This window comes from Novosphingobium sp. BF6, from assembly GCF_058273105.1.
Genome location: NZ_CM177775.1, coordinates 1,379,759 through 1,393,999, shown reverse-complemented (window position 1 = coordinate 1,393,999; position 14,241 = coordinate 1,379,759). Strand labels below are relative to the sequence as shown.

Below are 14,241 nucleotides of genomic sequence, written 5' to 3'. Positions count from 1 at the left end.
GCGCAGGATATTCGCGCCGACACAGCGACAATGAGCCAGCAACGCCTCGTCATCGCGTATGCTTGACCCGTTCCCACTCACGCTTGAGCACGACATGCGAGAGCCGCAGGATGTACGAAACTTGCGTCGAGCGATCGTCGGAGTCGAGAATCTTCGTCCATTTCTCCGGCAGCTCGCGATCGGGCCCCCCGGCGATGTCCGCCCGGACGATCCGTCCATCCTGCGGGATGCTCTTGGGCTCGCGCCAGGCCGAGAAATTCTGGATCATGTACAGCAGTAACCGGTGATCCTTCTCGGAAGGGTTGAGCATGAGCTCGAATTCAAGCCGCCCGGGATTGAGTTCGCCCCACAGCTCAGCCGCCTTTGCGGTTTTCCCTTTCTCGGTCAGGTCGCGGTGCGCATCGATCTGCGAAACGAGCTTGCCCAGCAACTCGCGCGCCTTGACGATCCAGGCCTGCCGCGAATCTGCACGCACTTTCGCGCGTATCTGGCGGAAGGTGAAGAAGATGGTGGCGAGCGCGCCGACAAGCGCGAGATACGCGGTCGGATTGCCGAGCACAGTCGCGAGAGTATGATCGAGCCCCGGCGATGCGGGCGCTCCCTTTGCCGGCGCGGTGAGGAAGGTGCGCGGCCGCGCGTTACGCAGCAGGTCGATGATGGTGAGCGCGATGCCCCAGACCACCAGATACAGCGGCACCTGCCGCACGAGCGATACACCCCACCAGTGCCAGCGAACCTTCCTCACGAAGCCGACCGGATCCGTCTCGGGATTGAAGGCGACGAGCCGGTAAACCTCGTCCCATTCAAGACCCGACTTGTCGAACCGGTCGCTCGGCTCCCACCACGACGTCACCGCCTGCTCGCGAAAGGGCCGCGACAGGGCTATGCAGGCCCAGCAGGCTGCGAACCCCACGCCGCAGGCCCCGGCGAGGCGAAGTGCCGGAAGGCGCTCCGGGTGATCGACATGTAGGACCAGCGCGTCGTATTTCCCTGCTAGCCAGAGTTCGCCGATCAGGCACAGCGTGACCAAAAGCGATGTCGCGAGGCCGAGACGGTGTGCCTTAATCCACGCCTTGACCGCGTCAAACGTCAGGCGGAAGACTGGTTTATCGACCTCATCGAACGCCTCGGTTTGCTGGGAGTTCGCGTCGGCCATCTGGTAGCCGTAGGGTTTCAGCCAGCGCTGCACCCGGCGCGAACGCATGGCGTCGTTCGCGCCGCTCTTCACCCACGCACGCGCGCTCTTGCCCCATTCCCGCACGCGGCTCACGGCGCGGGAAACACGATGTCGCCGTGAGGTCCCCACGCCACCAGACGCAGGTGGGCAAGGCTGATCTTGCCCTCGATGGCAGGTTCGATCACCACCCGGTCTTGGGGAATCGCGAAGTCGCTCGCAAGGTCACTCGTCAGCTGGTCCTGGCTGATCTTGCTGGCGAGCGCCCTTGGATCCCATCCGTCCTCGTCCGGTTCGGCAGGCTCGGTGACCCTTACCCCGTGAACGCGGATTTCCTCGACCTTCTCATCGCCGGAATGCAGCGCAAACACGGCCATCCTTCCATCATCGCAGGGCAGCAGCACATAGCGGTTTGCCACCGGTGCCAGCCGCGTGCGCAGCCAGTCCACTGCCGGAGCGAACGCAGCGATTTGCGCATGGGCGAACAGCGTATCGATGAAGTCGGACTTGGGGCGCTGCCGCAATGCGCCGGTATGGTCGAAATAGGCCTCGAACAGGCATCCCGCGAACAGGATCCCGATCGTGCCCGCGTCGCCGTTCGCGGCGAGAGTGTCGAGGTTCGTGAGCATGTCGGAGGCACGCCAGGCGCTGCCGCAGGCGGCCTGATAGAGGTTGCGCCCCAGGACGAACAGCTGGAGGTCGCTGACACGCGGATCCTTCAACAGTTTGCGAAGCTGCAGCACCGCGGGGTTCTGGGTGTACCAGTTGTAGCTCTTGAGGGCCTCGATGATCGCATCCGCCTCCGGTGCGCCCGTCGCATCGGCAACGTAATCGCCATCGGCGAATGCCGCAGGCGCAAGCGCCTCGATCCGCGCCGTCACAGGATCGGGTTCCGCAGGCGCCTGGGGCTGCTCGGCAGCGGGCCCCTGCGCACCGTCGAGCGGACCGGGCATCTCGCCACCCCCGGGGCCATCGGCTGCGTCTTCGCCGCCCCTCACGGCTTCGGGCTCCGGAGCGGGATCGACCGGTTCGCCCGCGGGAGCGGCTTCGGGTGCATCCACGGCCTCGCTGTTCGCCCCGCCCGCATCGTCACTGCCTTCAGCGGCGGGCGCATTGGCATCGTCGGACTCGATCTGGATGGCGCGGGCAAGTTCACGAAGTTCCGCGCCCGCGCCGGTGAGGCTGAACGCGAGCACGAGCTGCTCGATCGAGACGATGAACAGCCGCTCCACCCCTGCCTCGACCCGGATCTCGAAGGACAACACCGGTTGCGGGCAGGTTACGCGGGTTTTCCTCCCGCCCTTTTCCTTCTTCGTTTGCGACTTTCTCGCGCCGTAGCCGACGATTGTATCGGGGCGATGGACCCAGTCGGGTTTGGCATCGTGACTGATGATTACGACCGTCCTGATAGCGGCGTCAGACTTCGCATGATCGACAACGCTGCGCCAGAACACGTAGTCGCCGAAACGGTTTGCTCCGGAATAATTGCTCGCGGCGCCGTCGCGCCCGCCCTTGCCGCTATCCTCGTACCCGGGGGGTAGCCTGCCCTCGCACCGCGCGAGAAATTCCTCCTTCAGCCCGGCAAGCGCGGGCATAGGTTGCTCTAGGGCGTGCGATTGCAGGAACGATTGCAGTTCGGTGTCGATTTCTTCCACTTTGCCGGGTGTGCGCAGCGGCACCAGGACCTCCCCCAGAGCCTCGACGCTTTGCATTAACGCTTCGATGAAGTCCGCGCCCGTCTTCCATTTCGTGCCCGAGGCGAACTTGTCATCGACGAACAGGTGCGCATTCGTCACTACGTTCTGCATCGCATTCGACAGCAGGTTATGCTGTTCGCTAAGCGGAAACAGCGCCGTCTTGGTGCGCCGATGCTTGTTCAGTTCGTGCAGCGACCAGAGCGGAATATGCGAGCGCTCCTTGAGGGCGGGCGCCTCGAGAAAATCGACGAACTCACCGCGTGCCTGCCGTCTGATCCGGTAGAGCCAGACAAGCGCGGAAGTATCGAGATAGACCCTTGTATTGTCTGTCTTCGTCAGCGCCTCGACAAGTGCGCGGTCTTGCTCTTCATGGTCGAAGGGTTCGGTGATCAATTTCATGATTTTGCTACATCGTCGAGGGCATAGCTGTGGTCAATCACGTTCGCGCGGCCCGGCAAATTTGCTTCTAAGCGCCTATCGGAAAAAGTAGCCCACAACCGATGCCGACGAAAAAGCGACGTCTAAGCCGTCGGCAACGTCGGCTATCTAGGCTTAGGTTTTCCAAACCGGACCGAGCACAAAGTCCCACTCAAGGACGCTCGATCAGCCGCCGCAGGGTTCGCATTGGCACGAGAGTGATCGCGCCAACCTTAATCCTCTCGATAGAGCCGTCGGAAATCATCTGGTAGAGCTTCGAGCGGCCGATCCCGGTCAATCGGCAAGCTTCGGGAATTCGAACGGCCAAAGGCTCGGTCGGCGACTGCTGGACGTACTTGCTGCTCATTGCCCTCGCCCGCTCTTCGTCCATCATTTCGCTCCTTTGCTCGGGATCCGACCTTCACCCGCCTTTTCGCCTCCGCTTCGTGCAGCCTGCTCCGCAACCAGCCGGACGAAGGCGTCATATCGAGCCTGACCCAGCTTTCGGGTCGCTGCATCGAATCCCGGATGGTGCGCCGTCAGCGTCAGTTGATGTCGTACAAAGAGCCCAACCACTTCGGTGAGGTAATCAAGCCTCCGCTCCATCCGCTCAACCGCCCTCACCTGTTGCGCCAGCTTCTTCCCGAACTGTCTCTCCGCCTCGACATCCTCACGGCGCTCGAACCAGATGCCAAGCGCCTCGGTCATGATCGCGGTCTTGGAATTGTTCGGCGCCGCCGCCAGCGCGTCGAGGCGCGCCGAGAGGTGATCGGGAAGGTAAAGCTGATGGCGGGTCTTGCGCGTCTGCATGCCCGCCAGACTGCCAGCCGGCCAGTCGTCCAGAAAGACACTCTCTGGTGCACCCAGGGTACTTTCCGCGGCATCTCGTGACCATCACGAGATTTCGGGCCCACCGCGATCGAGCCCACGCCGCCAGGTGATTCCCGCTTCGCGCATGATCCCCGACACCTGCTGGTTCAGGTGCCTCTCCAGTTCCGGGCGCCAAGGCACCAGCGTAAATTCCCGCGACTTCTCGATCAGGGCAAACTTCTCACCGCCGACCTCGACGGCCCGGCGATAGGTGCCTTCGATATGGGCATGCCTGTTTTCCATGAAGGGAACGCCCAGTTCCTCCGCGAGCTGACCAGCCACGCGGCGAAGCTCGCGCTGCTGAAGGTTGGCAAGGAGGTTCGCCTTGAAGCGGATCGTGTTGCCGTCCTGCTCGGCGAGATCCTGCTCGATCAGCCATTGCCGGCGCTGCTGAAGTGCGCCGCGCACCTCGCCCCCCATTCGGCCCTGAAGCTGCTCGGGATCTTTCGCAACGCATTGCCGGTCGAGCCAGGTCGGCCCATCATGCTGGACCAACTGCTCCAGGGGCCGATCGGCCAGAACTTCCACTGTGACCGGACGGTTTTGCTTCAAGCGCTGTTCGTACTGCTTAACCCGCTCAAGATGATCTGCCGGAATTGTCCAGCTGCCGTCGAGATGGCGCTCCACCCCGCCCTGCGCCCGCCGAATGGCTTCGAGACGCCGCACATGGGCCTGGGCATATTCGTGGCTGGCCGTAGGGTCATGAGCAAGGTGCTTCGCGGCGCTGTAGGCTCCGCCATTGGCAGCAGCGATTTCGGCGACATTGCGATCCGCAATACGGGTGCCGAAGCGCGTCTGCTCGATCCTGACCAACCGCCCCTGCATGGCACCGTCCGCCAGTTCGTGTCCAAGGTCGACGTAATGGGTGCGGCCATCGGTGGCCTCGACGATCATGTAATGGCGATCCCGGTGCTCGTCGGAGAGTCCGCGAGCCTTGATACGCCCGACGATGGCGCGGTCCGTGCCGGGCTCGAAGATGGCGTAGTCGTGGGGCGCCAGCTCCGGACGTGCTTTCAGGCGCTCATGCATGGTGGCAATGATGTCGCCGCGCTTTCCCATCGTCCGCAGGGTATTTTCGATATCGGGATCGAGACGGTAGCGCCCCTTTTCCTCTTCGAGTGCGAGCCCCATGCGGGCGAGCGTGCCAAGGCGCGCTGCGCGCAGGCCCTGCTCGACAGGATCACGGTGCCAGGCCGGCGCCAGTCCTTGCTCGTCGAGCGATGTCAGCAAAGTTCGATCGAGGCGGGTGAAGCGTTCGGAGGTAATCTCGGAGCGCCGCGCTTCCTGTATTTCCAGTTCGGTGCGCGGGCCGAGATCGAGGCTGACGATTTCCGAAGCACGGGCGGCAATGCCGCTGCTGATATAGTCGCGGGCGATGATCAGGTCCTGGCCGCGCTCGTCGACGCCGCGCACGACGATGTGGGTATGGGGATGGCCGGTGTTGTAGTGATCGACTGCCACCCATTCGAGGCGGGTATCGAGGTCCTTTTCGACCTGCTGCATCAGCCGGCGCGTCAAAGGCTTCAGGTCCTCGTAGTGCTGGCCGTCCTCGGGCGAGACGATGAAACGGAACTGGTGGCGATCGCCGGCACCGCGCTCGAGAAAAGCCTTGCCGTCCGCAACATCGATTTCCGGACCGTAGAGCGTGCCGCGCTCGCCCTCCCGGGTGGTGCCGTCACGCTGAAGGTAACGCAGGTGCGCGGCGGCAGCCTTGGCACCCTTTTCGGCCAGCTTCACATAGCGGGTCTTGACGATGACCCGGCGCGAGCGCGGCCCGCCAAAACGATCGCCGCTTCCCAGCAACCTACCGGTGGCCCCGCCTCGGCCAATCCGACTGCCGGTGAAACGCCCCTTCCCGCCACCCGAGGTTCGCCGCGCTCCTCCGGCCTGATTGACCGCACGGCGCAGGTCGTGGCGAAGAGGCCGTTCCTTGCCGACATGGCCGAGCCATACCTGGAAGTCGTCATCCATCGCGCGTACCTCACTGGCAAAGACCTCGATGAAGGATTGCGCGCACGTAGCTTCAAGGGCCTCCATCGCCGTACCAGCCCAAGCCGTTGGGAACCCACCATTTCCGAGGCCAAACCTCCATCGGTGGAGGCAAGGTTCGGCCATTCCACACTCCGAGTCTCGTAAAAAACGATGTGCAGACAACAAGTTGGGTCGCTGCGCGAGACGACGGCTTTTAACTTGCCCTCCCCCTTCTTACCCTCTCCTGCCCTTCACGCCCTCTCCTCTGCCATATTCTCCGGAAGCGCCAGGCCGCCTTCGCACTGCACGCGTACGGCAGCATCAAGAACCCTGCTTGTTGCCACTTCCACACGTCTGCAAAGGTTTTCAGCGGCCGTGCCGGGCGGGGCCTGCTGGGTGATATCGGGTCAAAGCTCGCCGATTTGGTGTCGCTCGCAGGTGCCGACATATACTCCTTTCCGGGAGTAGCCAGGCCGGCAAAGGAGACGAAATCAAGCAGCGAACCGATCGCATCAAGCCGATTTTCCGCAACGAGAACCTGACAGAAAAAGGGCGTCGCCGGTCACGGCGACGCCCTGAAATGGCGCTCGATTCGAAGGAACCAGCGCGCCTAGATGTGGCTGCCGTTCTTCCTCAGATGGGTCTCGCAGACCTCTTTCGTCAGCGCATGGAGCATTTCCACGCGCTGGACGACCCACTCCAGTTCGACGTCCCGGATCGTGTAGTAAGGCGAGTATCTTGCCTTGACGTAGGCCTGCTGAAGCAGCTCGAAACATCGCCGAGCGAACTTTGTGTCTCGCGGCCATACCGGGATCAGATCACGGACGATGTCCTCGCTCTTGTTCCGCAGAAACTCGATGTTGTGCGATTTCGGGCTGTAGAGCGTCAGCGTCAACAGGACGGCATGATAACAATGTTCAGTTGCCTGATGGAGCATGAAGGCAGCATGGTTTTTCAGATCGTCGGCAACCATGTGATGTGCCGCGCGAAGAAACCCGCTAGCACTCTCGAACCACTGCTTATAGTTCTGCTCAGCCTCCAAGAAAGCCACCGCCGTATCCAGCGGCCTGGGCATCTCAAAGTGCTGCTCTTCGAGCGAGTAGAGGACCACGCCCTCGCGCACAACATCCATGAAAAATGGGCGGCTGCGCGAGAGCTGACTGTTCACATCGGCCATGCTGTGGACTACCATGCCCACCGGCGCCGAGATGCGCTTGGCAATGCTCCATTCGCGCATCAGATGGTCCTGCGCACGGTGCCAGTACTCTGGATCGGCCAGCCGCTCGTCGTTGACGATCACGAGGACATCGTAATCCGAATAGTACCCGCCCTCGTGATCCTCGATCCAGTTTCCCCGGGCGTAGGAGCCATAGAGAATGATCTGGGCGATCCGCCCTTCCCGCTTCCACTTCTGGGTGGAAAGCGCGCGTGCATCCTCGAATTCCGAAAAGATGATCTGCACCACGCGTTCTAGATCGTGGCGCTTGCGGTCGGGGAGATGGTCGAGATCGGTCTTCATGGGCTTGGCTCGACTGTGGGCATAAGGGGCGGCCGGTGCAAGGAAAAGACAGCGGGGCTAAACCCCGGCGCTCTCCTCGAGCATTCGCGTGATGGTGCCAATGGCGCTGCTCATCCGCTTCTCGATGTCCTTCACCGAACGGCCGGTGCGCCGGGCGATTTCCACATAGCTCATGTTGTCGAAACGCACGGCGAGGAACACTTCACGATCCACGGCAGGCAGTGCCGCCATCGCCGCTTCCAACCGCTCCACCAGTCCGGGTGGCGGCTCCCCCAACGCTTCCAGATCGATGCCGGGCAGCACGCCAGGTCGGGCAGACAGAGCGCGATGCTCGACCCTGCGCCTGCGCCACCATAGCGAAAACCGCAGCCCCCTCATGCCGCGTCCTCCCCGAATGCGAGGAGGAAATCGGCCGCCTTGCTGGCCGCACTGGCCGCCCGAAAGATCGCCTTTTCATCGGCGCGCAGTACCTCGAGCCAGGAGCCGATATAGTCGCTGTGCCGCACCGTCGGATGGATGCCGAGCGAAGCACAGGCAAAGGCCGCCGTCATCTCCGCGACCAGTTCTTCCCTGGCGTACGAGGCCGATCCAAACCGCCCGGTATGATCCCGGTTCAAACGGCTGGTGTGCCCGCTCCAGTGCCCCAGCTCATGCAGCGCCGTGCGAAACCAGTTCACCGGCTCATGGAAGGCGGCCTGCGGCGGAACCTGCACATAGTCGTGCTTGGGGGAGTAATAGGCCTCATCCCCGCCGATCCGAAAATCGGCTCCAGTAGCTGCAATCAGCCGGTCCACCTCGGCAATCGCAAGAACCGGATCCGGCACCGTATCGATCTCTTCAAACTGCTCGGGCAGGCCGTCGATCTGATCAAGATTGAACACCACGAAGCGCTTCAGAAAGGCAATCGTGCGCGCCTCGCGATCCTCGCCCGCTGCCTTCTCGGCCTCGTCCTTGGGCGTGAAGCGATCGGCGTAACAGATGACGGTCCCCTTCTCACCGCGCCGGACATTTCCGCCAACTTGCTGTGCCTGCCGATAAGTCAGCCAGCGCTGCGAAGCGAACTCCCGCTCCACCGCCTCGCACCACAGGATGAGGACATTGATGCCGGAATAGACACGCCCGGTAACCGCATTGCGCGGCATCATGCAGGGACACCGGGTGCTGTCCCATGGCCGCACCCAGGGAAGCCGCCCCTCTTCAAGCTCGGCGATGATGCGGGACGTGACCTCTTCATACAGGCCAAGACGCTGAATCTGGCTCATTACCCTACTCCTTTCTTCAACCGCCATGGCCCGGCGCCGGGGTGGCGGGGGGCGGCAGGAGCGGACCAGGAGCCTCGCCAGGATGGCGGGGTGCACCCGAAGGGCCGGAACGAAGAGGAGGACCTGGGCAACGCCCAGGTTGCGCCGCGCCATGGCGGGGCTATGGGTCCGTGACGCCCCCCGTCACCCTGGAGCCGAGGCATACGCCGCCGGGCCGCAGGCACGGCGACAACATCCGGCCCACCGGGCCGCCCCTGTCAGGGATCGTCACCCGTCAGGGACGAGACGCCGTCAGGCGGCTCGGTTGAGCGCAGCGAAATAGAGCCCGGCCGCGCAGCGCGCGGGGCAGCCGGACTTCAATCTGCATTATCCACTCAATACAAATTCAGGCCCCTGCCCACGAAGGACGACCATGTCGCGCTACTATCCTGCATGGAACGGCATCCAGCTTCTGCCCGAAGACCTCATCAAGTTTGCCTGGTCCGAACCCATGCGCGACCTTGCGACCAAGGTCGGCATCTCCGACGTGGGTCTCAGGAAACTGTTCGTCTCGATGGGCATCGTCCCCCCGCCCCAGGGCTATTGGAACAAGCTGCGCGCCGGAAAGCCGGTGCCCGAGATACCCAGGACGCCGCCGCGCCAACCGGGCACCACGGGCCGGCTTCTCGTTGATCGCAGGTTCGAACACTTCGTGCCCCAGGCACAGCCGCTTTCATCAGCAGGACCATTCGCCAGCGCGCTGGTTCCCGAAGATCTGGAAGAGCTTCGCCGAATTGAACTCAAGGCTATCGGCAAGGCGACAACGCCGCGATCCCTGGAAGGCGCCCACCCTGGCCTCATCTATACGGAAAACCTGCTTCCGGAAGCGCAGACCTCCGACGAACCGGAACGACCGGATCAGCGCCCTGCCTCGGCCGCCCGCTCGCCCACCATGGCGGTCCCGCTGATCCGTCGCGCGGTGAAGCAACTCGAAGACGACGACGGCTGGGTTGCGCTGGGCGGCGTAGGCCAGCGCCTTACCGCGCTTGCCTCCGACTTCGACCCCCGCACTTTCGGCCATGCAAAGCTCGGCGACCTGGTGGAAAAGACCGGTGCCTTCGAAGTCAGGCGCACCCCGGGTCGCGGCGTCCATATCCGATACAAGCAGCCCCCGAAACCGGGCAGCAACGGAAAGTCCAAACCATAGGTCAACGAGAGATCGCGCTAGGCACTATCGAACCGCCATCAAACGATCTGCGCAGATGGCGTACCATAGTAACTCGACACGCGATCGGCATACGCCTGATTGAACTCAGGCGCATTGTTCGCCCAGCTAGGGCCGCCTTCCAGCACGCGCCTATCGATAGTGACCACATAGTCATCCGCCGGTGCATCGTAAGCCAGCAAACTGAAAAGCACGGGATAGAAGCTTTTGTTGAAGCCCAGAAAACCACCAAGGCTCAATACGGCATAGGTCGATTGGCCAGAGCGCTTGTCGACCATGAACGATTTGATGTGGCCGAGATTGTCGCCATCGCGAGACCGCACTTTCAGCCCGGAGGTATCCGCTTCAACGAGGGTCGGAGTTGCTGTGGCTGGATCCGCCATTGTTCATTCCTTTGCCGTTGCCGGTTGATCTTCGCCCCCTCCAACAGAAGGTTTGCTCCAATCAAACGTCCAGCGCTTGGCCACGTTCCGCCTTGATGCCGTGCGAGACAAGGAAGTTCACATCAAACACCCGATTTGGCCTGCCTGCAGAGCCAACAATCTGGGCGGTCTTCAATTTTGATGTTCACTCCAAGACAGTGTTTCTTCCGTCTTCGCCTGGAAGTCAGGAACCACGAATATTCTTGCTCGCTATGTCAGCGAGAGGAGAATTTCATGGCTTCGAATCCAGAGATGCCGCCGCCCGACACTATCAATCCGCAATCGCCGATTGAGATGCCGCCAGATATGCCACCTGCGGAGACCCCATTCCAGGAACCTCCGGAAATCGTGCCCGAGGTGCCAAACATCGATGAACCTGACGAGGCGCCATCCGAAGCGCCAGCCCCGGATCAACGTAGCCGGTAAACAGCACAGAGCTGCCAATCGGACGTTGGTGGGCATCGAAGAGGTGAAGGCCGAAGGGCCGCAGCCGGCAGCGCAAAGTCACCGGCTGAAAGGCGGCAAAAGGTCGTTTTCGATGATGAGGTTCGCCGGTAGCTTGACCAAAGTTACAAATCTGTCGGAAACGGCGGCCGCTGGTAAATCAGCCCAGGCACACGCGCGCCCGGCGTTCCCACTACCACGCGTGCGTAGATTGCACCGGCAATTGCGCTCCGGCCCAGTGTCTCAGTCGCCAATTGCAACAGCAAGAGCGAAACCAAGCCAAGCCACCATGCGGGATGCACGCGGCCGTAGCGCAGCCTGTCCCGAACGATGCCGGCAACGGGAAAAGCGATCATCCCGATGAAGACTGCAGTCAGCGTCGAGTACATGAGCAAGGGAGCGGGTAGCAGCCGCCCGAAGGATGGCCCCATGATCGCTGCCATGCCACATATTATCAGGCGTGGATGCCATTCGCGATCACGCCGCTTCGCCACGGCCCCAATCAAGAGCGCCGCGAACAGCATCACGCTTAACGGGTTCATCACTACAAATTGCGCGGGTAGGAAGAAGAACGGCACTGCAGCTTTCTGGGCGCTCCATATCGTCGTCGTGGTTCCGACGATGACCATCGCCAAGGCCCAGCCTACCGCAAGCCAGCCCAACTTGCGGTGAAGGGCGAGCGAACCGGCGGCTCCAAGCGACACCTGAGACACGAACACCAAGACCCACCCCATGAACAATATCGCGTGGATATGTACCGCGACAGGCGCGTGGAACGACGATATGCCCATGGCTGCAAAGAACGAAAAAGCGCCAACGTTTATCAGCGCCATAACAATCGCCGTAATTGCAAAGAACCGCGCGTCAGGCCCAAATACCGCCCTTTGCATAGTGGTCAACGCCATCTCAAGTGTCCTGAGCTTCGCTTGGCTGATAGCTTTCGATACAGCAGTAATAGCGGCCTTCATAGCTCGCCAAAGGGATGAGCAACGCATCGATATCAACGATGATGCAAGAGCTGCGCAAACCTGCGTGCGAGATACTTCCATTGCCTCAATAATGGCCCGGGGTAAGGCCCAGATTGATTGTCCGGCAGTGGAATTTGCCTACAACGTGTGGGCATTACGGGAACGGGCGTTGAGGGGAGCGACCATGCCTGAGCATTCCCGCACTACGTTTGGCTCAGCCATCCGTCGATACGGTCAGACTCTCCCATTCCTCGATTTCATTCACCATTTGCATCTGACGTTGACGTACCAGTCGCAGGGCATCGCTACCCAGTAGCAACTGGGGCGGCGGAGCATCGGCATCGATCAGGGCGAGGACGGCCTGGGCGAGTCTGGCGGGATCGCCTGCCTGTTTGCCGCTCTTCTCCTTTCGCGCAGTCCGGATCGGATCGAACAGGGCGTCGTAGTCAGCGATCGCGCGGGGGCTTCGGACCATCGATCGTCCTGCCCAATCGGTCCGGAAGGAGCCCGGGCACAGGGCCGTGACGTAAACGCCGAAAGGTGCCATTTCGGCGCGCATCACTTCGGAAATGCCCTGAAGGGCAAACTTGCTGCCGCAATAGTAGGCAATCCCCGGCATGGTAATCATCCCGCCCATCGAGGTCACGTTGACGATGAAGCCGCGGCGACGTTCGCGAAAACGCGGCAGTAACGCCTTGGCGACCGCGACCGCTCCAAAGACATTGACGTCGAACTGACGGCGCATTTCTTCGAGTGGGGATTCCTCGATGACACCTTCGTGCCCATAGCCCGCGTTGTTGATGAGAATATCGATCGGACCATGGTCGCTGTCGGCTCGATCGACAATTCCGGCAACCGTCTCGAACTGCGTAACATCGCACAAGACCGTTACGATCTCGGGCAGACGTTCAGCGAGACGATCTCGTGCCGTCTCGGATCGGACCGCGCCGATTACCCGATGGCCAGCCTCCAGTGCGGCGTTGGCGATTGCAAAGCCGAAGCCGGAATTAGCTCCGGTTATGAAGAAAGTGCGTCGCGACATGGCGTTGTTCCTGTGGGTTGCCTTTACGCTTTGCCAAATGGTACAATCATGCTGATCAAAAAACGGCAATTTCTCTAAATTTCTTGCTCGATCCTATGAAAAAATCCTTGGAAATGACTGATCTTGCCGAATTGGCGGCCGCGCTCGCGCCCCGGCACGGGTACAATTCGACCAGCCTCCCCGCCCTGCGTATCCTGCGTTCGGAAGCCATGCTCGAGGACGTGCCGGTGCTTTACCGGCCCGGAGCCGTATTTGTCTTACAGGGATCGAAGCAGGGCTTTCTTGATGGCGACGAGTATCGCTACGATGCCGATCACTACCTCGCCATCTCGGTCTCTGTGCCATTTCGCATGGCGTCACAGGCGGATGCCGGCTGCCCCTTGCTCGCCATCTATCTCGATTTTGACCTTCATCTCGCGGCCGAGATCGCTGCGGTGATAGCCAAGCCGGACGCGCCGCACGCGCGCGAGCAGGCACGCAGTCTGGTCTCGAGCCCGATGGGGCCCTCCATTCGCGATGTGCTGCGCCGGTTGCTGGTGGCTCTGCAATCCCCGCAGGAGTGCACTATCCTGGGACCTGGCCTCATTCGCGAATTGCATTTTCGCGTGATGACGGGTCCGCAAGCCCGGCCGCTCCGGGCCGCCCTTCAACACGAGGGGACGGCGGACAGGGTCGTGAAGAGCCTGTCAGAGATTCGCAAACGCTATCATGAGAAACTCACCGTTCCCGCCCTGGCCCAGGCTGCGGGGATGAGCGTTGCTTCGTATCACGCCGGATTCAAGGCTCTCACCGGAAGTTCGCCCATTCAGTACATCAAGGCCATGCGGTTGCACGAAGCGCGCCTGATAATCGCGCGGCGCGAAGCTACCATAGCAACCGTCGCGATGCAGGTCGGCTACGCCAGCCCCGCGCAGTTCAGCCGCGACTTCAAGCGTCATTTCCATCGTAATCCGAGCGATGAAGTCCTCTGGCTGCGCGAGCACATCGGCGAGGCCTAGTAAGTATGGGAAGCTGGGCCCTTTTGTAGCCGTTCAGCACCAATTTTACGCTCCCAGGTGCGGACAGGCAGTTTCCTCGTTCTTGGTATCCCGGAATAGGCTGCGTCAAAAATGTCGGCTGACTAGCTGACCACCCCAGACAGATGCCTGTTTTCTTAGATAGATCGAGCACGAGAGAGGGAAGTTCTCCGCCACGGTGAAAACGCCCGAGATCAGGCCGTTCCGAATGTCGGCAGCGCGTCCCGATTGCAGA

General features: G+C 61.7%; 14 protein-coding genes. 3 read left to right on the top strand and 11 right to left on the bottom strand.

Annotation, left to right across the window (positions count from 1 at the left end):
* Positions 1-49: 49 nt before the first annotated feature.
* The 8 genes from AC4D6D_RS06995 to AC4D6D_RS06960 all read right to left on the bottom strand — a co-directional run bounded on the left by AC4D6D_RS06995 (position 50) and on the right by AC4D6D_RS06960 (position 8,910).
* The gene (locus AC4D6D_RS06995) at positions 50-1,270 is read right to left on the bottom strand and encodes a hypothetical protein (RefSeq protein WP_491327045.1); all 1,221 of its coding nucleotides are present in this window, start codon (positions 1,268-1,270) and stop codon (positions 50-52) included.
* Positions 1,267-3,270, bottom strand: a complete 2,004-nt coding sequence (locus AC4D6D_RS06990; protein WP_491327044.1) for a PIN-like domain-containing protein — start codon at positions 3,268-3,270, stop codon at positions 1,267-1,269. The genes AC4D6D_RS06995 and AC4D6D_RS06990 overlap by 4 nt, the downstream gene beginning before the upstream one ends.
* A gap of 190 nt (positions 3,271-3,460) precedes the next feature.
* Positions 3,461-3,682, bottom strand: a complete 222-nt coding sequence (locus AC4D6D_RS06985) for a helix-turn-helix domain-containing protein (RefSeq protein ID WP_491327043.1) — start codon at positions 3,680-3,682, stop codon at positions 3,461-3,463.
* Entirely contained in the window at positions 3,679-4,098 is a 420-nt protein-coding gene (locus AC4D6D_RS06980; RefSeq protein WP_491327042.1) for a CopG family transcriptional regulator, read from the bottom strand. The genes AC4D6D_RS06985 and AC4D6D_RS06980 overlap by 4 nt, the downstream gene beginning before the upstream one ends.
* An 84-nt stretch (positions 4,099-4,182) precedes the next feature.
* Positions 4,183-6,129 (bottom strand): relaxase/mobilization nuclease RlxS, encoded by a 1,947-nt coding sequence (gene rlxS, locus AC4D6D_RS06975; RefSeq protein WP_491327041.1) that lies wholly within the window; start codon positions 6,127-6,129, stop codon positions 4,183-4,185.
* A gap of 610 nt (positions 6,130-6,739) precedes the next feature.
* Complete coding sequence (locus tag AC4D6D_RS06970) at positions 6,740-7,648, bottom strand: HEPN domain-containing protein (protein WP_491327040.1); 909 nt, start codon at positions 7,646-7,648, stop codon at positions 6,740-6,742.
* A 57-nt stretch (positions 7,649-7,705) separates the two neighbouring features.
* Positions 7,706-7,951, bottom strand: a complete 246-nt coding sequence (locus AC4D6D_RS06965) for an RNA polymerase sigma factor (protein ID WP_491327039.1) — start codon at positions 7,949-7,951, stop codon at positions 7,706-7,708.
* A gap of 71 nt (positions 7,952-8,022) precedes the next feature.
* On the bottom strand, positions 8,023-8,910 hold the full coding sequence (locus AC4D6D_RS06960) for an ArdC family protein (protein ID WP_491327038.1): 888 nt from the start codon (positions 8,908-8,910) through the stop codon (positions 8,023-8,025).
* Positions 8,911-9,322: 412 nt separating this feature from the next.
* Here AC4D6D_RS06960 and AC4D6D_RS06955 point away from each other — a divergent pair, with 412 nt between their 5' ends.
* Positions 9,323-10,096 carry an OST-HTH/LOTUS domain-containing protein gene (locus AC4D6D_RS06955; protein WP_491327037.1) on the top strand — a complete coding sequence of 258 codons (774 nt, stop codon included), beginning with the start codon at positions 9,323-9,325 and terminating at the stop codon, positions 10,094-10,096.
* Between the two features lie 38 nt (positions 10,097-10,134).
* Here the strand turns inward: AC4D6D_RS06955 and AC4D6D_RS06950 are convergent, their stop codons facing one another.
* On the bottom strand, positions 10,135-10,497 hold the full coding sequence (locus tag AC4D6D_RS06950) for a PRC-barrel domain-containing protein (protein ID WP_491327036.1): 363 nt from the start codon (positions 10,495-10,497) through the stop codon (positions 10,135-10,137).
* 273 nt (positions 10,498-10,770) lie between these two features.
* Here AC4D6D_RS06950 and AC4D6D_RS06945 point away from each other — a divergent pair, with 273 nt between their 5' ends.
* Positions 10,771-10,962: a hypothetical protein gene (locus tag AC4D6D_RS06945; RefSeq protein WP_491327035.1), complete on the top strand. Its 192-nt coding sequence runs from the start codon at positions 10,771-10,773 to the stop codon at positions 10,960-10,962.
* A 143-nt stretch (positions 10,963-11,105) separates the two neighbouring features.
* Here the strand turns inward: AC4D6D_RS06945 and AC4D6D_RS06940 are convergent, their stop codons facing one another.
* A complete protein-coding gene (locus AC4D6D_RS06940; protein WP_491327034.1) occupies positions 11,106-11,948 on the bottom strand; it encodes a hypothetical protein in 843 nt (280 codons plus the stop codon).
* Positions 11,949-12,162: 214 nt separating this feature from the next.
* A complete protein-coding gene (locus tag AC4D6D_RS06935) occupies positions 12,163-12,990 on the bottom strand; it encodes an oxidoreductase (protein WP_491327033.1) in 828 nt (275 codons plus the stop codon).
* 113 nt (positions 12,991-13,103) lie between these two features.
* On the opposite strand from AC4D6D_RS06935, the gene AC4D6D_RS06930 reads away from it, so the two are divergent.
* Positions 13,104-13,988, top strand: coding sequence for an AraC family transcriptional regulator (locus AC4D6D_RS06930; RefSeq protein ID WP_491327032.1), 885 nt, complete (start codon positions 13,104-13,106; stop codon positions 13,986-13,988).
* Positions 13,989-14,241 lie beyond the last annotated feature (253 nt).

Coding starts and splice junctions, on each gene's coding strand:
- AC4D6D_RS06990 (WP_491327044.1), bottom strand. CDS start 3,270: ATGAAATTGATCACCGAACCCTTCGACCATGAAGAGCAAGACCGCGCA.
- AC4D6D_RS06985 (WP_491327043.1), bottom strand. CDS start 3,682: ATGATGGACGAAGAGCGGGCGAGGGCAATGAGCAGCAAGTACGTCCAG.
- AC4D6D_RS06980 (WP_491327042.1), bottom strand. CDS start 4,098: ATGCAGACGCGCAAGACCCGCCATCAGCTTTACCTTCCCGATCACCTC.
- rlxS (WP_491327041.1), bottom strand. CDS start 6,129: ATGGATGACGACTTCCAGGTATGGCTCGGCCATGTCGGCAAGGAACGG.
- AC4D6D_RS06970 (WP_491327040.1), bottom strand. CDS start 7,648: ATGAAGACCGATCTCGACCATCTCCCCGACCGCAAGCGCCACGATCTA.
- AC4D6D_RS06960 (WP_491327038.1), bottom strand. CDS start 8,910: ATGAGCCAGATTCAGCGTCTTGGCCTGTATGAAGAGGTCACGTCCCGC.
- AC4D6D_RS06955 (WP_491327037.1), top strand. CDS start 9,323: ATGTCGCGCTACTATCCTGCATGGAACGGCATCCAGCTTCTGCCCGAA.
- AC4D6D_RS06950 (WP_491327036.1), bottom strand. CDS start 10,497: ATGGCGGATCCAGCCACAGCAACTCCGACCCTCGTTGAAGCGGATACC.
- AC4D6D_RS06945 (WP_491327035.1), top strand. CDS start 10,771: ATGGCTTCGAATCCAGAGATGCCGCCGCCCGACACTATCAATCCGCAA.
- AC4D6D_RS06940 (WP_491327034.1), bottom strand. CDS start 11,948: ATGAAGGCCGCTATTACTGCTGTATCGAAAGCTATCAGCCAAGCGAAG.
- AC4D6D_RS06935 (WP_491327033.1), bottom strand. CDS start 12,990: ATGTCGCGACGCACTTTCTTCATAACCGGAGCTAATTCCGGCTTCGGC.
- AC4D6D_RS06930 (WP_491327032.1), top strand. CDS start 13,104: ATGACTGATCTTGCCGAATTGGCGGCCGCGCTCGCGCCCCGGCACGGG.